Source organism: Pseudomonas sp. Tn43 (genome assembly GCF_014192635.1).
GTDB lineage: Bacteria > Pseudomonadota > Gammaproteobacteria > Pseudomonadales > Pseudomonadaceae > Aquipseudomonas.
This window is the reverse complement of the sequence record NZ_JACHYG010000001.1, coordinates 905012-924386: the sequence shown is the minus strand read 5'-3', so window position 1 is coordinate 924386 and position 19375 is coordinate 905012. Positions and strand designations below refer to the sequence as shown.

At 60.6% G+C, this 19375-nt stretch carries 16 protein-coding genes; 12 read left to right on the top strand and 4 right to left on the bottom strand.

The window, feature by feature from the left end:
- Window positions 1-97 precede the first annotated feature (97 nt).
- On the top strand, window positions 98-1723 hold the full coding sequence (locus FHW68_RS04175; RefSeq protein WP_183678944.1) for a PvdJ/PvdD/PvdP-like protein: 1626 nt from the start codon (window positions 98-100) through the stop codon (window positions 1721-1723).
- Window positions 1724-1851: 128 nt separating this feature from the next.
- Here the strand turns inward: FHW68_RS04175 and FHW68_RS04170 are convergent, their stop codons facing one another.
- From FHW68_RS04170 to FHW68_RS04160, 3 genes are read right to left on the bottom strand one after another with little or no spacing between them, the layout of a single operon-like run.
- Window positions 1852-3246, bottom strand: a complete 1395-nt coding sequence (locus FHW68_RS04170; RefSeq protein ID WP_183678942.1) for an efflux transporter outer membrane subunit — start codon at window positions 3244-3246, stop codon at window positions 1852-1854.
- A gap of 7 nt (window positions 3247-3253) precedes the next feature.
- Complete coding sequence (locus FHW68_RS04165; protein WP_183678940.1) at window positions 3254-5227, bottom strand: MacB family efflux pump subunit; 1974 nt, start codon at window positions 5225-5227, stop codon at window positions 3254-3256.
- A complete protein-coding gene (locus tag FHW68_RS04160; protein ID WP_095632972.1) occupies window positions 5228-6388 on the bottom strand; it encodes an efflux RND transporter periplasmic adaptor subunit in 1161 nt (386 codons plus the stop codon).
- Window positions 6389-6691: 303 nt separating this feature from the next.
- Between FHW68_RS04160 and FHW68_RS04155 the strand changes: the two genes are divergently transcribed.
- From FHW68_RS04155 to FHW68_RS04135, 5 genes are all read left to right on the top strand, one after another.
- Window positions 6692-7174: a sigma-70 family RNA polymerase sigma factor gene (locus FHW68_RS04155; protein ID WP_095632973.1), complete on the top strand. Its 483-nt coding sequence runs from the start codon at window positions 6692-6694 to the stop codon at window positions 7172-7174.
- 144 nt (window positions 7175-7318) lie between these two features.
- Complete coding sequence (locus FHW68_RS04150; protein WP_095632974.1) at window positions 7319-8656, top strand: lysine N(6)-hydroxylase/L-ornithine N(5)-oxygenase family protein; 1338 nt, start codon at window positions 7319-7321, stop codon at window positions 8654-8656.
- Window positions 8657-8983: 327 nt separating this feature from the next.
- Entirely contained in the window at window positions 8984-9421 is a 438-nt protein-coding gene (locus FHW68_RS04145) for a response regulator (protein WP_183678938.1), read from the top strand.
- Window positions 9422-9574: 153 nt separating this feature from the next.
- A complete protein-coding gene (locus FHW68_RS04140) occupies window positions 9575-10195 on the top strand; it encodes a response regulator transcription factor (protein ID WP_095632976.1) in 621 nt (206 codons plus the stop codon).
- Entirely contained in the window at window positions 10196-13438 is a 3243-nt protein-coding gene (locus tag FHW68_RS04135; RefSeq protein WP_183678936.1) for a transporter substrate-binding domain-containing protein, read from the top strand. It abuts the gene before it with no gap.
- 154 nt (window positions 13439-13592) lie between these two features.
- Here FHW68_RS04135 and FHW68_RS04130 read toward each other — a convergent pair whose 3' ends face one another.
- The gene (locus FHW68_RS04130; RefSeq protein ID WP_183678934.1) at window positions 13593-14501 is read right to left on the bottom strand and encodes a LysR substrate-binding domain-containing protein; all 909 of its coding nucleotides are present in this window, start codon (window positions 14499-14501) and stop codon (window positions 13593-13595) included.
- A 104-nt stretch (window positions 14502-14605) separates the two neighbouring features.
- On the opposite strand from FHW68_RS04130, the gene FHW68_RS04125 reads away from it, so the two are divergent.
- From FHW68_RS04125 to FHW68_RS04100, 6 genes are all read left to right on the top strand, one after another.
- Window positions 14606-15472 (top strand): pirin family protein, encoded by an 867-nt coding sequence (locus tag FHW68_RS04125; protein ID WP_183678932.1) that lies wholly within the window; start codon window positions 14606-14608, stop codon window positions 15470-15472.
- Window positions 15473-15599: 127 nt separating this feature from the next.
- A complete protein-coding gene (gene ycaC / locus FHW68_RS04120) occupies window positions 15600-16226 on the top strand; it encodes an isochorismate family cysteine hydrolase YcaC (RefSeq protein WP_008011497.1) in 627 nt (208 codons plus the stop codon).
- A gap of 107 nt (window positions 16227-16333) precedes the next feature.
- Window positions 16334-17776, top strand: coding sequence for a mechanosensitive ion channel domain-containing protein (locus tag FHW68_RS04115; RefSeq protein ID WP_183678930.1), 1443 nt, complete (start codon window positions 16334-16336; stop codon window positions 17774-17776).
- A gap of 248 nt (window positions 17777-18024) precedes the next feature.
- Window positions 18025-18165 carry a hypothetical protein gene (locus tag FHW68_RS04110; protein WP_168185095.1) on the top strand — a complete coding sequence of 47 codons (141 nt, stop codon included), beginning with the start codon at window positions 18025-18027 and terminating at the stop codon, window positions 18163-18165.
- A gap of 67 nt (window positions 18166-18232) precedes the next feature.
- Window positions 18233-18673, top strand: a complete 441-nt coding sequence (locus FHW68_RS04105) for a carboxymuconolactone decarboxylase family protein (RefSeq protein ID WP_095632981.1) — start codon at window positions 18233-18235, stop codon at window positions 18671-18673.
- 198 nt (window positions 18674-18871) lie between these two features.
- Window positions 18872-19372 (top strand): sigma-70 family RNA polymerase sigma factor, encoded by a 501-nt coding sequence (locus FHW68_RS04100; RefSeq protein ID WP_183678928.1) that lies wholly within the window; start codon window positions 18872-18874, stop codon window positions 19370-19372.
- The last annotated feature ends 3 nt before the right edge of the window (window positions 19373-19375 follow it).

Below are 19375 nucleotides of genomic sequence, written 5' to 3'. Positions count from 1 at the left end.
CTTCGGCAGCTCCTACAGGGGATCGCATAAATTTGTCGGGGCAACAAACGTTCTAGCTTGGATAAAGCCATGCTTCATGGCTGACACAGGTAGGGCAATGACGATTTCTCGACGCTGGTTCATGGCGGGCCTGGCGCTCACGAGCGCTGCGGTGCCTGCCGCTTTTTATGCACATCGTGAGTTGACCCGGGAGAAGGAACCGATCACGCCGGGGGAGGCCACGGTCGACCTGGCCAGCACCGCCGGGCAGCAACTGGCGGACAGCTTGCGCGGAGTCTGGGACATTCGTTTTGTCGGCCGCGATGCCGGGCTTGAGGGCTTGCCGCAGGACGGGCTGGAGCTGTTTCTCGACATTGCTCATCGCGGGCGCGGGTTGCGCGGTTGCCTGGATACCGGCGCTCACCTGCGCGGGGAAGGCCAGCCGTGCTATCAGGTCATCGGCGATCTGGCGCCAGCCAATGGCGCCGAACTGTACTGGCGACTGATGCGCACCGATGCCCCGTTGGTGGCGCCGGTGTATGAATTCAAGGCAAAACTCGACGAAGTCTGGGCAGTATTCGGCAACGCCGGCAGCGGCACGTTCAGCGGCCAGGTGCTGAGTCTGAATCGCCCGCTGGGGTTGCCCGAACTCGACAACCGTTTTATCGCCATCAAGCGGCGGTTTCCCGAAGCGCGAGAGCGAACCGCCCTCAACCCGGCGTTTCTGGCCTGGCTGGTATCCCCCGAACATCGATTGTTTCACCAGCTCTGGCACGCATCCCGGGACAAATGGCACAAGCTCCCGGAGAAAAAGCGCGAGGCCTTGCGCGGTATCGGCTGGCAACCCGGCCCACGGGACAACGAGCGTGATGCCCGCGGGCCGCGCAAGGACCGCAACGGTTCGGGCATCGATTTCTTCTTCATGCACCGGCATATGCTCGGCATCGCCCGGTCCATGCAGGACTTGCCTTCATGGCCGGCGTTCCCTTTGCCGCAGCCGGAACTCGAGCGTGATCGCCAGGGCTTCGCGCGCTATTTCGATAATCACGATGGCAATGCCTTGCCGCCGACCTGGTTGACCGAAGGCGACGACGAGTACACCAAGTGGGTCAGTGACATCAAAGCCGCAGAGACCTATCACAGCAACTTCCAGGTCTGGGAGTCGCAGTACCGGGATCCGCGTTATCTGTCGAAACTGACCCTCGGCCAGTTCGGCTCGGAAGTCGAGTTGGGCCTGCACGACTGGCTGCACATGCGCTGGGCCTCGGTGGCTCGGGATCCGTCCAACGAAATACCCGTGCCAATGGCCCGGGATCAGGCCGACTTCGCGGCGCGCTGGTATGCCCCGGAAAACGATTTTCTCGGCGATCCGTTTTCGTCGCACGTTAACCCGGTGTTCTGGCGTTTCCACGGCTGGATCGACGATCGCATCGAAGACTGGTTCCGCGCCCATGAGCGTTTTCACCCTGGCGAACTGAGCCGCCTGGAGGTCAACGGCGTGCCGTGGTTTGCGCCGGGGCGTTGGGTGGAAGTGGGCGACCCGTGGCTCGGGCCGGACACCCACGGTTGCAGCACGACCCCGGGGTTGCAAACGGGGCGCTCGGTGGAAATGGACCCGGAAACCATGAAGCTGGCGTTGCGCATCACCTTTGGCGATGAAGACAACATGAGTGACCTGTTGCGCAAAGTGCCGCGACGGCCGTGGTATGCGCGGCATTTGAAGGTCAAGGGATGGCAGTTGTAAAACCCTGAAAGATCGCAGCCTTCGGCAGCTCCTACAGAGATTGATGTTCGTCGAAATATCGCGAGTGAACATCGATCCTGTAGGAGCTGCCGAAGGCTGCGATCTTTTGCTCTTTGAAAAACAAGCCGTCAGATGATCTGCCAACCCCCACCCAACGCCTTGTACAGCGCAATACTGGCCTGCAACCGCGACAATCTCAGCTGCACATTCAGATCCTGGGCGGCATACAGCGTGCGCTGGGTTTGCAGCACCGTGAGCAGGTCTTCGGCGCCGGCCTGGTAGCGGCTCTGGGCGATGTCGAAAGCGCTCTGCGCCTGGCTCAGTTCTTCCCCTTGCCACTGACGTTGTTCGTCCAGCCCATGAATGCTGTTGAGGGCTTTTTCCACATCGGCGAAGCCATTGATGATTGCCCCGCGATAGGTTTCCAGCAGTTCCTGTTGGCGTGCCGTGGCCTTGTCGCGCTCGGCGCTGAGGCGACCATTGTTGAAGACCGGCGCCACCAGCCCCGAGGACAGGTTGTAAAAAGTCGTGCGCAACAGATCCGAGGCCAGATCGGCGCCGGTGCCCAGGCTGGCGGTGAGCGTCAGCTTGGGCAGCATCGCCGCGCGGGCGACGGTCACATCGGCCTGGGCAGCGGCGAGTTTGGCTTCGGCGCTGGCGATGTCCGGGCGGCGGCTCAACAACTCACTGGGCACGCCGCTGGCAATCTGCGGCCAATGCAGTTGATCGAACGGCTGCTCCGTCAGCGTCAGTGCCTGCACCGGTTGGCCGAGCAGGGCGGCGAGGGTGATCCGCGCTTCCTGTGCCTGTTGTTGCACCAACGGTAGTTTGCGTTGCTGTTCGGCCACCAGGCTTTTTTGCTGAGCCAGTTCCAGCGCCGTGGCGCTGCCGGCGTCGTAGCGAGTCTGCACCAATCGCAAAACGCTTTGGGCGTTGGCCAGGTTCAGCTCGGCGATCCGTTGCTGTTCACGCAACGACAAGGCCTGGGTGTAGCTGTTGGCCACGCCGCTTTGCAAGGTCAGTTCCACGGTGGCCCGATCGAACTCACTGGCCTGCAAGCCAAAAAGGGCGCTGTCTCGGGCCGCCCGTTTGCCGCCCCAGAAATCGATTTCGTAACTGGCGCTCAGTTCTGCATCGTAATAATTCAGCGAGCGATTATCGGGGCTGACGTCAAGTTGGCTGTAGCCCTTGCCATGCAGCAAGCGTTGGCGATTGGCGTTGAGACCGGCCTTGAGTTCGGGCAGCAGCGGGGCGCCGGCGATGGTGGCGCTGGCCTGGGCTTGCTGCACCCGGGCGACAGCGGCGGCCAGGTCATGGCTGCCCACGCTGGCCTGTTCGATCAGGCGATTGAGTTGCGGGCTGCCGAACTGCGTCCACCATTGCCGATTGCTGTGTGCAGCGGCGGCGGTGTTCGGCGATTGCCAGGTGGCGGCTGGTTGCAGGCCGCTGTCGGGGCGTGGCGCAGGGTTACTGCAGGCGGCCAGCAACAGGCTGGCGGCCAGAAGGGTCAGGGGCACTTTCATAGGTCGATCATTCACTGGTAAGGGCCGTGACCGGATCGAGCCGGGCAGCCTTGCGGGCAGGCATGAAGCCGAAGATGACGCCGGTGACCAGCGCGCAGCCGAAGGCGCCGAGCACGGCGGTCAACTGGAACGCGACCGCAACATTGCCAAGCAGCAACACGCCACCGACCAACAGCGCCAGGCCGATCCCGGCGATACCACCGACCACCGAGAGCATCACCGCCTCGGTGAGAAACTGGCGCAGAATGTCGCGCTGACGGGCGCCAGTGGCCATGCGAATGCCGATTTCCCGGGTGCGTTCACGTACGGTCATCAGCATGATGTTCATGACGCCGATGCCACCGACCAGCAGCGAAATCGCCGCAATCGAACCGAGCATCAAGGACAGCGTGCCCTGGGTGCGGGCTTCTGCCTGGATCATGGCGGCGTTGTTGGTCAGTTCGAAATCGCGCTTGCCCTTGTGTTCGCGCAGCATCGTGTGTTCGATCGCCTGCTCGGCCTCCTTGACCTTGCGCGCATCTTTGGCGGCGATCACCACGTACTCGGGGTTGCGGCTGCCAAACAGCCGCACACTGGCGGCCGAGTAGGGCACGGCGATGCGGTTGTCACTGTCGGAATCGCCGGAACTGGAGCCTTTTTCCGCCAGCACGCCGAGCACCTGGAACGGCACGTTTTCAATCAGGATGTACTGGCCAATCGGGTCGACCCGGTCGTTGAACAGCTTCTCCCGGACCTTGTGGCCGATCACCGCGACGGCGGCGGCGCTGTCTTCATCGGCCTGGCTGAAATAGCTGCCGTGAACCACCGGCCAATTGAAAATGCTCGGGAAGTTGGTGTCGTTGCCACCCACATAAGCGGTGTGATCGGCGTTGCCGAAACGCACGCCGGCCGTCGAACCGTTGACCGGCATGATCCGCTGTACCTGGGGCAGGTCGGCGAGCGCGGCGACGTCGTCGAGGGTAATGATGCCGGGCGGTGTACGCGGATTGGGCGCGGCGCCGCTGAGGTAAATGATGTTGGAACCGAAGGCGCCCATCTGCGCCATCACTTGCCGTTTGCTGCCTTCACCCACCGCCAGCATCACCACCACCGACGCAACGCCAATGACAATCCCCAGCAGCGTCAACGCGGTGCGGAAGCGGTTGATCCACATCACGCGCCACGCTGCCTGAACCGCGTCCAGCAGTTCGCCTTTCCAGGCACCATTGGTTTCGCTGCCGGCGCTCAGGCGCTGGCGCAGGTCCACGGCTTGCAGTGCGTCGGGACGGGCCGTGCGCGGGGGAGCCGAAGGGTGGGCGGCCGTGTCGCTGATGATCAGGCCGTCGCGGATTTCGATGACCCGATTGGCGCGCCTGGCCACTTCGCGGTCGTGGGTGATCAGGATCACCACATGCCCTTGACTGGCCAGTTCATCGAGCAGGCTCATGACTTCGGCGCCGCTGTGGCTGTCGAGGGCGCCGGTGGGTTCATCGGCGAGGATGATGTGGCCGCCATTCATCAAGGCGCGGGCGATCGACACCCGCTGCTGTTGGCCACCGGAGAGCTGATGCGGACGGTTGCCGGTGCGCGAGCCCAGGCCGAGGCGCTCGAGCAGGGCGGCTGCGCGAGCATGGCGTTCATCCGCCGGAGTGCCGGCATAGATGGCCGGCATCTCGACATTTTCCTGGGCCGATCCGGACGGGATCAGGTGGTAACCCTGAAACACGAAACCAAAGGCCTCGCGCCGTAGCCAGGCCAGTTCGTCGCTGCCCAGGCCGGCGACGTTTTCTCCGGCGAACAGGTAGTCGCCGCTGGTGGGGCGGTCGAGGCAGCCGAGGATGTTCATCAGGGTCGATTTGCCGGAACCGGAAGCGCCGACGATGGCGACAAATTCGCCAGCATGAATCGCCAGGTCGATGCCGCGCAGCACCTCCACCACGGGGCTGTCGCCACCGCCGTAGGCTTTGCGGATCTGTCGCAGGTCAATCAGGGGCGTTTGCATTCAGCCTCCGCTGCCGGTGAGCGGGGCGCTCAGCACATGATCGCCTTCCGCCAAGCCGTCGAGAATCTGCGTGCGCAAACGGTCGCTGATCCCGGTGCGAACCTCGCGGCGCTGCACCTCGCCGTTGGCCGCCACCACTTGCGCGATCTGGCGATCCGCCGCGGTGCCGTTTTGCAGGGCAGCGGTGGGCACCGTCAGCACGTTCTGTGCTTGCCGGGCGACGAAAAATACCTGGGCGGTCATGTCGGTCATCAAGGCGTTGTCGGCGTTGTCGACATCCAGCAACACGGTGTAGAGCACCACCCGTTCGCTGCCGCTGCGCCCGCCGGTGGGGCTGCCCTGCGTTTGTTCGAGCGGGCGCGGCGGCACCGGCAAAATCTGCCGCACGGTGCTGCTCCAGCGCCGGCTGCCACCGCTGAGGGTGGTGAACCAGGCGGTCATGCCGGGTTTGACCTGGCCGATATCGGCCTCCGACACTTCGGCCCATACGGTCATTGGTGACAACTTGGCGATGCGCAATATCAGCGGCGTCTGTTGTTGGGCGTTGAGCGTCTGGCCTTCCCGGGCGCCGACGGCGACCACCGTGCCGGACATCGGCGCGTAGATCCGTGTGTAACCGAGCTCTGCTTCATCGCTGCGCAAACTGGCCTGGGCTTGACGAATCTGAGCCTGGAACATGTCGATGCGCGCTTGTCTCGCCCGCACTTCGGCGCGGGCGGTCTGCACATCTTCTTCGCGGGTCGCGCCGCCCGCCTTGAGGTTCTGCTGACGCTGGTATTTTTGTTGCGCCAGGTCGTGCTGGGCGCGCTGCTCTTGCAACTGGGCCTTGAGGTTGTCGATGGAAAAGCGCCCGGCGTCGAGTTTGGCTTTCTGGGTCGAGGGATCGATCTCCACCAGCAATTGGCCTTCCTTGACTTGATCGCCGGCCTCGACATGAATCTTCTGGATCTGCCCGGAGGCCTGGGCGCCGACGTCGACGTACCGTCGCGGTTGCAGGGTGCCGAGGGCGGTCACGCTGGTTTCGATATCGGCGCGGGTCACGGTGGCGGTGGCAAGTTTTTCACGCCCCGGCGGGATCACTTGCCAGGCGGCCAGGGCTGCGGCGGGGATCAGGCACAGTGCGACAAACAGGGCGCGTCGGGTAGGGCGGGGACGTTTCATGCGGGGTTCCAGCCGGTAAAAATCGGCCCGTCGCTCGGCGAGCGCGGCAGTGACCGGCGTCGCTGAACGCTGTCGGTGGACCGACAGACACGGGAAGCTGTCCTGTAAACGAGAACCCCGGAGCAGAATTTAAGCCTTGAAACAGGGCGTTACAGGCCGGGCAAATGAGGTTATTTCTCAGGTAAATGGATCCAGTGCTTTAAATCTATATGAGAATTACTATAAATTACGCCTCTTGCGCGCTGCCATCATCGTGCCGCCATTCTCTTTTTTGGCGCAGATCTGGCTCAAGGACGGGGAGTCATGTTGGAAAACTACTATCGCGAGCTGGTGTGTTTCCTGAACGCCAAGCTTGGCAACCGTCAGGTGGCCGAAGATGTGGTGCATGACGCTTATCTGCGGGTGCTGGAGCGTTCCAGTGACACGCCGATCGAACAACCCCGGGCGTTTCTATATCGCACCGCGCTCAATCTGGTGATCGACGACCACCGACGCAATGCCTTGCGGCAGGTCGAACCCCTGGACGTGCTCGACAGCGAAGAGCGCTACTTCACGCCATCCCCTCATAACAGCCTCGATCATGGCCAGCGCCTGGACATGCTTCAGCGTGCACTGGCGGAGTTGCCAAAGCTGTGTCGCGAGAGTTTTCTTTTGCGCAAGATCGACGGCTTGTCGCACCCGCAAATCGCCGAGCGCCTGGGTATTTCCCGGGCGCTGGTGGAAAAGCACATCGTCAATGCCATGAAGCATTGCCGGGTGCGCATGCGCCAGTGGGACGCTCCCTGATCGCCACTTCAATCAGGCCTCGTTAAATTTTTTTTCATTGTCCTCGTTCCTATTCAACAGACGATCTGCTGCCGCACAAGGCCGGTCAGGTCACCCAGGCGCTTTATCCCCGCTGCTCCGGGGTTCATCCAGAGGACACTGGAAATGACACAGGCAATTGCATCGCCCATCGTTCACGACCTGATCGGCGTCGGTTTCGGCCCTTCGAACCTGGCGCTGGCCATCGCCCTGCAAGAGCGCGGGCCGAGTCAGGGCGAGCTGGACGTGCTGTTTCTCGACAAGCAGGCGGACTACCGCTGGCATGGCAACACCCTGGTCACCCAGAGCGAACTGCAGATTTCCTTCCTCAAAGACCTGGTGACGCTGCGTAACCCCACCAGCCCCTATTCTTTCGTCAATTACCTCAAGCATCACGGTCGTCTGGTGGACTTCATCAACCTCGGCACGTTTTATCCGTGCCGCATGGAGTTCAACGATTACCTGCGCTGGGTCGCCGGGCAATTTACCGGGCAGAGCCGTTACGGCGAGGAGGTGTTGGCCATCGAGCCAGTGCTGCATCACCAGCAGGTCGAAGCACTGCGAGTGATCTCGCGTGATACGCAAGGCCGCCAGCAGGTGCGCACCACCCGTTCGGTAGTGGTCAGCGCCGGCGGTACACCGCGCATTCCCGAGGCGTTCAAGGCACTCAAGGATGACGGTCGGGTGTTCCATCACTCACAGTATCTGGAGCGCATGGCCAAACAGCCGTGCGTGAACAACCAACCGATGAACATTGCGATCATCGGCGGCGGGCAGAGTGCGGCGGAAGCCTTTATCGATCTGAACGACAGCTTCCCGTCGGTGCAGGTGGACATGATCCTGCGCGGTTCGGCCCTGAAACCGGCCGATGACAGTCCTTTCGTCAATGAAGTGTTCTCGCCGCAATTCACCGACCTGGTGTTTCAGCAGGCCAGCGGCGAGCGCGAGCGTCTGGTCAACGAGTACCACAACACCAATTATTCGGTGGTCGATATCGACCTGATCGAACGCATCTACGGCATCTTCTACCGGCAGAAAGTCTCGGGCATTGCGCGCCATGCGTTCCGTACCCTGACCACCGTCGAAAAGGCCACCGCCACCGAGCGCGGCATCGAGCTGGCGGTGCGCGACAACGCCACCGGTGAAGTCACGGTTCGTCATTACGACGCCGTGGTACTGGCCACCGGTTACGAGCGTCAGCTGCACCGCAAACTGCTGGCGCCGCTGGAACAGTACCTGGGCGATTTCGAGGTCGACCGCCACTACAAAATGATCACCGATGAGCGCTGCAAGGCCGGCATTTACATGCAGGGCTTCTGCCAGGCCAGCCACGGCTTGAGCGACACCTTGCTGTCGATCCTGCCGATCCGCGCCGATGAAATTGCCGGCTCGTTGTATGAGCATGGCAAGTCGCGGGGGCATGGCCGCTCGGTGATGGATGTGTTGTTGGCGACTGCCAGCTAAACCTTTTGCACCTGCCAAGCCGCTATCGCGGGCAAGCCCGCTCCCACAGTTTGATCTTCAGTCACCAAATCTGGGTTCACTGAAGATCCCTGTGGGAGCGGGCTTGCCCGCGATGCGGCCCTCAAAAACACCACGAATCCAGAATTCTGACCCTGCTGAAGAATCCCGCGCTGCAACGGCGCGCCGAACCCCGACCCATTCCTTGAGCGCCAGGTACTGAAGGAATAAATGGCGCAGTTTTTAGGAAATGTCCTACAGAACGCTTCTTCGGTCTTGCGTAGCCTTGCCGCCTCATTCATCAGTCATCGATTGACCTGGAGGCACGCGATGATCAATAAAGCCTTGCGTATCCTGATCGCCGACGAACAGCATTTTCACCGGATGAAAACCGAGCGGCTGTTCAATCAGCTCGGTTATTACCGCGTGGCCCCGGTACAAAGCCTTGTGGAGATGCTGACTCTGATCGAGTACGCCTGGGAGCCATTTGACCTGGTGGTCATCAATGCCTCGCTGGCGGATGGGGCATTGGACCTGCTCGGGTTCTTCCTCGATAACGGCCAGGTTCACCACGCCTTGATCTACGATGGCCGGCAGGCACCGTTGTCGCCGACCCTGGCCGCCGGTGTTGAACAGAAGGTTCAGGTGAGCCACGGGGCGCGGCCTGATCTGGAGTCCATTCAACGGCTGATGGCGCTCATCGATCCGCCTGCGGGTGAAGCTGCACAGTCCTTCCTGCCTGCGCAATATCAGCATCAAATTGCCTGATTTCGGGTTACCGCTCGTCGGTACTATCATTTCTGACAGGTGTCTTTTGCCTGTCTGCCGTGCAAAAGTCCTGGCGCAGCCGTTGCGTCCGGTCCGTCATCATCCAGAGTGCCGTCGTGGCGCAATCATCGGGTCTTTGGACAGGATTTCTCCATGAAGAAAGTGCTGATTGTGGACGATCATCCGGTGGTACGCGCGGCAGTCAGACTTGTCCTTGAGCTGGAGGGATTCAAACATATTCATGAGGCGTCCAGCGGTGGCGAGGCGATATCGTTACTCCACGAACATTCATTCAATCTGGTAATCCTCGATCTGGTCATGCCCGGCGGCGATGGGCTGGAACTGCTGGATCGGATCAGGGCCAGTGACTGGTCATGCCTGGTACTGGTTTTCACCTCTCTGGACCCACTGTTTTTTCAAGAGCGTTGCATGCGTGCCGGAGCTATGGCGTATGTCGCCAAGACCAACGTCCTGAGCCAATTGCACAAAGCCGTGCATGCGGTCATGACCGGTTATACCTATTTTGCGCGGCTGCCTTCGGTATCGCAGGACGCCTTGCAACGCAGCGAAAAACAGATGATCGACAAGCTCTCCAATCGCGAACTGACCATCCTGCAATACCTGGCCCGGGGTATGAGTAACAAAAACATCGCCGAGCTTATGCACCTGAGTCACAAGACCGTCAGCACCTACAAGACCCGCTTGATCGAAAAGCTCGGCGTGAACGCGGCGGTGCACCTGCGGGACTTCGCCAAGCGCAATCATCTGATCTGAATGAAACCGACCGTGCCCATCGTTTTGTTGGCCTTGATACTGAGCCTTGTATCGCACGTTTCAGTGTCACTGGCCGACGAGCCGCAGCAGTTGCATCTGCTGGGGCGCTCCACCGTGGAGGGCGTTGAGGTCAGGCTGGAGGAAAAGGACTGGCAATGGCTGCGCGATAAACGAACCCTGCGCCTGGGGGTAACGGGGGCGGATTACCCGCCGTACGAGGTGACGCGCCATCGCGCTGTGCTGGAAGGGATTACCGCCGATTACGCCAACCTGCTGGGGCAACTGCTGCACGTCAAGATCGACGTGCTGCGCTACGCCACTCGTGAAGCCGCCATGGACGCCCTCAAACGCCATGAACTGGATCTGCTCGGGACATCGAACAACTTCGAATTGGCCGACCCTGCGCTGACCCGGTCCCGAGCCTATGCCGAAGATCAGCCGATGCTGGTCACCCGAGTGGACGAGCGAATGCCCGTCGACCTTGCCGGCAAACGCATTGCCATGGTCGAAGACTATTTGCAGGCTCAGACGGTTGAAGCGTTTTATCCCGAGGCAAGTTTGCAGCTCTATCCCTCGGCACTCGTTGCGCTCGGTGCAGTAGCGTTCGGGCCAGACGATGTGTACCTGGGCGACTTCATCAGCGCCAATTACCTGATCAACAACAACTACCTCAATAATGTTCATCTGGCGGGGCCTTCCGGTCTGGATGCCAATCCGTTCGGCTTCGCTTTGGCGAAGGACAATCCGCGTCTCAAAAGCATCATCGACAAGGCGCTGGCGGCGATTCCGATGGAACAGCGCGTCGTCATCGAAGTGCGCTGGAGTGCCGGTAAGGCTGATTCGGCGGGTCAGGAACAGGTGAGTTTGAGCCCCAGCGAACAACGCTGGCTGGAGCGGCATCCGGTAGTCACTGTGGGTGCGATCGACAACTTTGCCCCGCTGACGTTCTACAATGCCCAAGGCCGGCTCAGCGGGTTGACGGCGCAGTTGCTGACGCTGATCAGCCAGCGCAGCGGTTTGATCTTTGAGGTGCAACGTGGCCATTCGCTGGACCGGCAGATCGAGCAACTCCAGGAGGGTGAAATCGATCTATTACCGGTGATTACTCCCAGTACCGAACGTGAAGACGCGTTGCTGTTTACCCGCGCCTATCTCAGCAATCCATTTGTGCTGGTCAGTGCAACGACCCAAGGCAGCCCCAGGACGCTGGACGAGCTGGCCGGTAAACGCCTGGCGATTTATCGTGGTCATCCGTTGTTCGGGTTCATACAGATGCGGGCGCCGCAGGTGCGCCTGATCGAGGTGCAAAGTCCGGCCGAGGGCATGGAACGGGTGATCAAGGGGCAGGCTGATGCGACGCTCAGTTCATTGATCGTCGCCCGTTACCTGATCGCTCGGCATTTCCCGGATCATCTGCGCATCAGCAGCACCGTCGGCGACCAACCTGCCCGAATTGCCCTGGCCACGCACCGCGGCGCGCTGGAGTTGCACTCGATTCTGAACAAGGCGTTGCTGAGCATATCGCCTCAGGAAATGGACGATCTGGTGGCCCGCTGGAGCAATGATGTGGTGCCGGATGACAGCTATTGGCTGCGCCATCGTCAAGGCATTCTTCAGGCGTTTGCCGTGGCTGGCGCCTTGTTGTTGCTCGCCCTGGGCTGGATCGCCTGGCAACGCCGGCAAATTCGCCAGCGTCAGCAGTGGTTGCAGCAATTGCAGGAGGCCAAGAACGAGGCGGACGATGCCAATCGCGCCAAAACCACTTTTCTGGCGACCATGAGTCATGAGATCCGCACCCCGATGAGTGCCCTGATCGGCATGCTCGAACTGGCCCTAAAACGGGCGGAGGAGGGCGTTACCGATCGCTTTGCCATTGAGGTCGCGTCCAATGCCGCACAGCAATTGCTGGCGCTGATCGGTGACATTCTGGACATCGCCCGTATCGAATCCGGACATTTGTCCCTGACACCTGAACGCGCCAATCTTCGGGAGCTGGTGGCGTCGGTGTGCCGGGTTTTCGAAGGCCTTGCACGGCAAAATGAACTGGCGTGGCGCATCGATCTGGACGAACACAGTGACTGCGATGTGATGATCGATCCCACCCGTTTCAAGCAGGTGCTGTCCAATCTGCTGAGCAATTCCATCAAGTTCACCCGTGAGGGCGAGGTGAGCCTGACGCTGCGGGTCACGCCGATGCCGTCGGGGCATCTGGCGGTCAATGTTCGCATCGAAGACACCGGCATGGGCATCAGCGACGTTGACCGGCAACGGTTGTTCAGTCCGTTCGCTCAAGCCGGCAATAACCAGCAGTCAGCTCGCGGCGGCTCCGGGTTGGGCCTGGTGATCAGCCGCACCCTGTGCGAAATGATGGGCGGCCGGCTGCAACTCGACAGCGTCCTTGGACAAGGCACGCAAGTCGACATCACCCTTGAGCTGATCGCACTGCAACCGTTGCCTTGCATTGCGGCAGTGGAAAGCGGGGTGCAGGTGCCGATGCGCTCGCTGACGATTCTGGTGGTCGACGATCATCCGGCTAATCGGTTGTTGCTTTCATGGCAACTGAGCCACCTGGGGCATCATGTCCAGGAAGCTGAAGAGGGCGCGCGAGGGCTCAAGCTGTGGCGCGAATGTGAGTTTGATCTGGTGGTTACCGACTGCAATATGCCCACGCTCAGTGGTTATGAGCTGGCGGGCGCAATCCGCGATGAAGAGCGCGCCCAGGGATTACCGTCGACGCTGATTCTGGGCTTTACCGCCAATGCACAGCCTGAGGAAAAAGTCCGCTGCCTGCAGGCTGGTATGGACGACTGCCTGTTCAAACCCATTCTGCTGGCGGATTTGAGCGCATGGCTGGCGTCCAGGTTTGCAAGCGAAGCCCCACAGACGCTCCAAGAGCAGCTCGCGCCCGAGATGGATTTGAGTGGCCTGGAGCAATACGTCGGTGCCGACCGCACGTTGCTTGATCACCTGGTGCGTGAACTGGCGGTGACTAACCGCAGTGACCGGAACAATCTGCTGCAGGCGCATGCCAAGGGTGATCGCCATGACCTGCAAGACCTGGCGCACCGCATCAAGGGCAGCGCGCGCATGGTCCGGGCGGTGCGTTTGATTGAGCATTGCGAGCGACTGGAGCGTGTCATCGATGAGGGCAACACGCTGCTGCTCGATGAAGCTGTCGATCGGTTGCAGCACGCTATGTCATTGCTGGACAAACACTTGAGCGCAGATTCGAGCCAGGGCTGAGACTTTGTTTGCAAGTCAGGAGTGGAGAATTGTTAAGAGCAAAAGATCAAAAGATCGCAGCCTTCGGCAGCTCCTACAGATGCGATGTAGGCCGCAATATCGCAGTCAAACACAATCCCGGGTAGGAGCTGCCGAAGGCTGCGATCTTTTGATCTTAGGCAATATCGCTATGGCTGAATTCCTCACCCAGAAAGTCGATCAAGGTCCGCACCGACGGCAGCAATCCGCGTCGTGACGGGAAGATCGCATGCACGATCCCGCACTTGGGTGTCCAGCCCGGCACCAGTTCCACCAGTCGGCCGGCGGCAATGTCATCGCGCACCACCACACTGGGCAGGTGGGCGATGCCGATGCCGGCGAGTACCGCGTGACGCAAGGCCAGCAAGTCGTCGGTGACCATCCGCGGGGTATGACGAATCAGCGCGCTGGCGCCATCGGCACCGAACAATTCCCACTGGTACTCGCGCTGCGCGCCACCCCAATGCACGCTCGGCAGACCGCTGAGGTCGGCCGGTGTGGCCGGTGATGACAAGCGCTGCAAAAACGCCGGAACCCCCACCAGGCATTGGGTGCTGTTGCCCAGCACCTTCATCACCATGTCGGTGTTTTCCAGTGGCGGAAAGCGCACACGCAGCGCGATGTCGAACCCTTCGTGGATCAGATCGACCCGGCGGTTGGTGCTTTCGATGAACAATTCCACCAGCGGGTATTTGAGCATGTAGCGGGTCAGCATCGGCCCGACCCAGGAATTCAGCAGCGCTGTCGGGCAACTGATGCGCACCAGGCCCTGGGGTTCGGAGCGATTGCGTTCGATCAGTTCGGCGGCGCTTTCGGCTTCCACCCGCATGGCCAGGCAACGCTGGTAATACGCCTGGCCGATTTCGGTCAACGAACAATGCCGACTGCTGCGGTGCAGCAAGCGAACACCGAGGCGTTCTTCGAGCTCGGCGATGCGTCGGCTGAGCTTGGATTTGGGCATGTCCAGCGCGCGCCCGGCCGGGGCGAAACCGCGGTGTTCCACCACTTGGGTGAAGTAGTACAGGGTGTTGAGGTCTTCCACCATCGTTCTCCAAATAGAACGCTAAGGCTGATTTTTGCAGTCTAGCGCACCAAAGGCGCCGGTTTTAAGCTTTGTCCATCGCGTCACACCACAGATTTGGAGGAAAGATGAAAAACATCATCGGTCTCTACACCAGCCCACGGCCTCATTGGGTCGGCGACGGTTTTCCGGTTCGCACGCTGTTTTCCTACGACAACCTGGGCAAACATATCAGCCCGTTTCTGCTGCTGGATCACGCCGGCCCTGCCGAATTCACCCCGACCACCGAGCGTCGTGGCGTTGGTCAGCATCCGCACCGCGGTTTCGAAACCGTGACTATCGTCTACAAGGGCGAACTGGAACACCGCGACTCCACCGGCAGCGGCGGCAAGATCGGCCCCGGCGATGTGCAATGGATGACCGCAGCGGCGGGGATTCTCCATGAAGAGTTCCACTCCGAAGGTTTCGCCAAGAGTGGCGGCACCCTGGAGATGGTGCAGCTGTGGGTCAATCTGCCGGCCAGGGACAAGATGGCCGAGCCCGGTTACCAGACGATTCTCGACGCTGACATCCCGAGCATTTCACTGAAGAACAACGCTGGCAGCCTGCGCTTGATCGCCGGTGAGTTCGAAGGCCACAGCGGCCCGGCGCGGACCTTTACACCAATCGATGTGTGGGACGTTCGCTTGAACGCCGGCAAGTTGCTGACCCTGGATCTGCACCAAGGCCGCAACACGGCACTGGTGGTGCTGCGCGGCACGGTTCAGGTCAATGGTGTGGAACTGGTTCGTGAAGGGCAGTTGGCGCTGTTCGAGCGCGATGGCGATCAGCTCAGCCTGCAAGCCAATAACGACGCCGTGGTGCTGGTGCTCAGCGGCGAGCCGATCGATGAACCCATTGTCGGCCACGGTCCGTTCGTGATGAACAGCGAGCAGGAGATTCACCAGGCCTTTGCCGACTTCCAGTCGGGACGCTTTGGCCGGATGAGTGATTGAAATCATTGTTGTAGCGCTGTGGCGTGCCGGGTTTGGCTGACTACGCTTGCCTGGCCGCGTTTAAACGAAAAATCAGAGTTCACTTCCGCCGGCCCGTTCGGCATCAACAAAAAGCGAGGATTACCCCATGACCACTTCCTACAAACGTCTCGACAAAGATAACGCCGCCGTTCTGCTGGTTGATCACCAGGCGGGTCTGCTTTCTCTGGTGCGCGATATCGATCCGGACCGTTTCAAGAACAACGTGCTGGCCCTGGCCGACCTGGCCAAGTACTTCAAGCTGCCAACGATTCTGACCACCAGTTTTGAAACCGGCCCTAACGGCCCTCTGGTACCGGAACTCAAAGCGTTGTTCCCGGATGCGCCTTACATCGCTCGTCCCGGCCAGATCAATGCCTGGGACAACGAAGATTTCGTCAAGGCGATCAAGGCTACCGGTAAGAAGCAACTGATCATCGCTGGCGTAGTGACCGAAGTCTGCGTGGCGTTCCCGGCGCTGTCGGCCCTGGCCGAAGGCTTTGAGGTGTTCGTGGTGACCGATGCTTCCGGCACGTTCAACGAACTGACCCGTCAATCGGCGTGGGATCGCATGTCGTCCTCCGGTGCCCAACTGATGACCTGGTTCGGCCTGGCCTGCGAGCTGCATCGCGACTGGCGCAACGACGTGGAAGGTCTGGCGACTCTGTTCTCCAACCACATCCCGGACTACCGCAACCTGATGACCAGCTACAACACCCTCACCAACAGCAAGTAATTAATGTGGGAGCGGGCACAGGCCCGCTCCCACAGCGTTTTGTGTTGTTCTGAAGGCATCAAATCCTCCTACACTGTGCCCATCCGTACTATTGCTGGAGTTGCTTGATGCTGTCACTGCTTACCGATCACCCGTTGCTCAGCGCGCTGCTCCTGATTCTTATCGATCTGGTGTTGTGGCGTTTGATCGCCGCCAGTGGCAGCAATTGGAAACTGGCGGTACGACTGGTGATTTTTTCCTTGTTCAGCGTGCTGCTGTTCAATGAAGGCTTGAACCCCATGGCGCCGGCGCCTTGGGTCGACAATGTGCCGTTGCACCTGGCGGCGACCGGTTTGCAGATCGGTTGGTGGCTGTATGCAGCGCGTACCCTGACGGTGTTGATCGGCACGGTGATGATGCAACGGGTCGGGCACACCGGGCGTTTGCTGCAGGATCTGCTCGGCGCCGTGATTTTCCTGATCGCGGTCATCGCCGCCCTGGCGTATGTGCTCGAATTACCGGTCAAGGGCGTGCTGGCAACCTCTGGTGCGTTGGCGATCATCGTCGGTCTGGCCTTGCAAAGTACTCTCAGCGACGTGTTCTCGGGAATTGTCCTGAACACCACCAAACCCTATCAACTGGATGACTGGATCTCCATCGACGGCACCGAAGGCCGGGTCACCGACATCGACTGGCGCGCCACACGCCTGCAGACCGCGCAAGGCAGCATGGCGGTGATTCCCAACTCACTGGCGGCCAAGGCCAAGATTGTCAACTTCAGCCGGCCCAGTGACATTTTCGGGGTGTCGATCAGCGTGCACGTAAGCCCCCATGCTCGTCCGCAAACGGTGATTGATGCACTGGAGCGGGCCATGCAGGGCTGCCGCTTTCTGTTGGCCAGACCGGCACCGAGCGTGTCATTGAAAAGCTCCGGCAGCACTGGCATGGAATACGAAATCAGTGGCTTCGTGGTCTCCATGGATCAGAAACGCATGGTGCGTAATCTGCTGTTTGATCTGGCGTTCCGGCACTTGCAGGCGTCCGGTGTCAGCCTGTTGTCCAGTGTCGAGCCCAACGCACCTGCTGCGCCGTCACGGCCGCGGGCGCTGCTGGACAGCTCGAACATCTTCTCGACCTTGCGTCAGGAAGAGAAAGAAACCTTCAGCCAGAATATGAAGCTGCAAACCTTCCGCGCCGGGGAAATGATCCTGCCGGCGGGGGAGGTCAGCGATCACCTGTTCATCATCGAATCCGGCGTGGTGTCGGTCACCCTGAGCCGCGCTGGCAAAAAAATCGAGGCCGGGCGCATGGGGCCGGGTGAGGTGATAGGCGAGGCCGGGATTCTGTCCGATGAATCGACGCTCGCCGATTTTTCGGCCAAGACCTTTTGCACGCTCTACCGCATCGAGAAGGAATACCTCAAGCCATGCCTGGATGCGCGGCATGACATCAATGAGGCGATGCAGGCCTTGCTGGATTTCCGTTTGCATACGGCTCAGGCACTGATCCAGGAAACGCCCAAGATGGTGGAGAAGAAGGGGTTTTTGCAGTGGTTGCGCAGGCGGGCTTAGGTTCGCGTGCATCCGTACACTCGGCTGGGGCTTCAACAGGCACTGAACGGATGGGCTGTTCTGCGACAGGGGTGCGGTCTTGAGCGCTCTGCTCCAAGGGCAGATGTTGCAACGCCATGCCGATGGGGCCAACCGCCAGTAACAAGCCTAGACGAGCCAGGGTTTGGCGACGTGTCAGCGGTTGCTGATGCGCCGTCCCAGAAATTGACGAAGTGACACAGGACAACGGCATTCGGGAGGAGAGCGACATGATGGCAGATACTCCTTTCGGGCATCCCGGCCGCGTAATCAAGAATGAATCGCATTCTAATGGCGTCGAGGCGCTGATGGCAATTACCCATGCCTTCTATTTATCGCGCTTGCCTTTGGCATCCTCAACTTCCCAATAATTGGCTATTTGTTCCACCGCAGGCCGGCATTAACGTAGCGCCAACCCATCTGTGACTGGAGCTCACCATGCAACCTCGTATCGATTTCTACACCGCCTCCCCGGACGGCCTCAAAGCGATGATCGCCCTGGAAGCCGCTGTCTCGAAGCTGCCCCTGGAAAAATCGCTGATCGAACTGGTCAAGCTGCGCGCATCGCAGATCAACGGCTGTGCCTTCTGCCTCGACATGCACGCCGCCGATGCCCGCAAGGATGGCGAGACCGAGCGTCGGCTTTACACCTTGTCGGCATGGCGTGAAACGCCGTTTTTCACCCCCCGTGAACGGGCGGCCCTGGCCTGGACCGAGTCCTTGACCCAACTGAGCCTGACCCACGCCCCGGACGAAGACTATGTAATGCTCAGCGCCGAGTTCAGTCCCAAGGAAATGGTCGACCTGACCGTGGCGATTTCCACCATCAACAGCTGGAATCGCCTGGCCGTGGGTTTTCGCAAAATGCCTCAAGCCTGATTTTTTGAAATAGCGACCGGGGCTCAATGGGCATCGGAAAAGGGCGCCCGCGGCATCAATGCCGGCGCGGGCCGCCCGCCCTTATTCTGGTTCAAATCTCCAGTCTTCCGACGGGCTACATCGCAGCACGGAGGGAATCCATTGCTTCCAGTTAATAGGAAGCATTACTATTCGCGCCCCCCTCCACAGCACACCGCAATGACCTCCAAGCTGCCCCGCAGACACGGCTTTTTCGAGCATTACGAAGAGTTGATTGGCACCTGGACCCGTCGCCTGAGAAATCGTCAGCAGGCCGAGGACCTGGCCCACGACACCTTCGTGCGGGTGCTTGAGTCCGATTCGGCGGAGGTGCAACAACCTCGGGCGTATTTGCACCAGACCGCACGCAACATTGCGGTGGATGGTTATCGGCGTGAGGATCGGCGGGGCGCCATGGAGTCGGAGGCGATCGATCACAGTGCGTCGTCGTCCGGCGACCCGGAGCATTTCATGCACGCGATCCAGTTGGCGGATTCCATCGAACGGGCGCTCACCGAGTTGCCGCTCAACTGCCGCAAGGTGTTCGTCTGGCAGAAGATCGAAGGCCTGACCCAGGCCGAAATCGCCGAGCGCCTGGGGCTTTCCAGGAACATGGTGGAAAAGTATATGATCCGCACCCTGCGGCACCTGCGTGATCGCCTGGACGGGTTGCAACCATGATTC

Excerpts from the sequence above, each read along its gene's own strand:
- FHW68_RS04175 (WP_183678944.1), top strand. The coding sequence starts at position 98 with ATGACGATTTCTCGACGCTGGTTCATGGCGGGCCTGGCGCTCACGAGC.
- FHW68_RS04170 (WP_183678942.1), bottom strand. The coding sequence starts at position 3,246 with ATGAAAGTGCCCCTGACCCTTCTGGCCGCCAGCCTGTTGCTGGCCGCC.
- FHW68_RS04165 (WP_183678940.1), bottom strand. The coding sequence starts at position 5,227 with ATGCAAACGCCCCTGATTGACCTGCGACAGATCCGCAAAGCCTACGGC.
- FHW68_RS04160 (WP_095632972.1), bottom strand. The coding sequence starts at position 6,388 with ATGAAACGTCCCCGCCCTACCCGACGCGCCCTGTTTGTCGCACTGTGC.
- FHW68_RS04155 (WP_095632973.1), top strand. The coding sequence starts at position 6,692 with ATGTTGGAAAACTACTATCGCGAGCTGGTGTGTTTCCTGAACGCCAAG.
- FHW68_RS04150 (WP_095632974.1), top strand. The coding sequence starts at position 7,319 with ATGACACAGGCAATTGCATCGCCCATCGTTCACGACCTGATCGGCGTC.
- FHW68_RS04145 (WP_183678938.1), top strand. The coding sequence starts at position 8,984 with ATGATCAATAAAGCCTTGCGTATCCTGATCGCCGACGAACAGCATTTT.
- FHW68_RS04140 (WP_095632976.1), top strand. The coding sequence starts at position 9,575 with ATGAAGAAAGTGCTGATTGTGGACGATCATCCGGTGGTACGCGCGGCA.
- FHW68_RS04135 (WP_183678936.1), top strand. The coding sequence starts at position 10,196 with ATGAAACCGACCGTGCCCATCGTTTTGTTGGCCTTGATACTGAGCCTT.
- FHW68_RS04130 (WP_183678934.1), bottom strand. The coding sequence starts at position 14,501 with ATGGTGGAAGACCTCAACACCCTGTACTACTTCACCCAAGTGGTGGAA.
- FHW68_RS04125 (WP_183678932.1), top strand. The coding sequence starts at position 14,606 with ATGAAAAACATCATCGGTCTCTACACCAGCCCACGGCCTCATTGGGTC.
- ycaC (WP_008011497.1), top strand. The coding sequence starts at position 15,600 with ATGACCACTTCCTACAAACGTCTCGACAAAGATAACGCCGCCGTTCTG.
- FHW68_RS04115 (WP_183678930.1), top strand. The coding sequence starts at position 16,334 with ATGCTGTCACTGCTTACCGATCACCCGTTGCTCAGCGCGCTGCTCCTG.
- FHW68_RS04110 (WP_168185095.1), top strand. The coding sequence starts at position 18,025 with ATGATGGCAGATACTCCTTTCGGGCATCCCGGCCGCGTAATCAAGAAT.
- FHW68_RS04105 (WP_095632981.1), top strand. The coding sequence starts at position 18,233 with ATGCAACCTCGTATCGATTTCTACACCGCCTCCCCGGACGGCCTCAAA.
- FHW68_RS04100 (WP_183678928.1), top strand. The coding sequence starts at position 18,872 with ATGACCTCCAAGCTGCCCCGCAGACACGGCTTTTTCGAGCATTACGAA.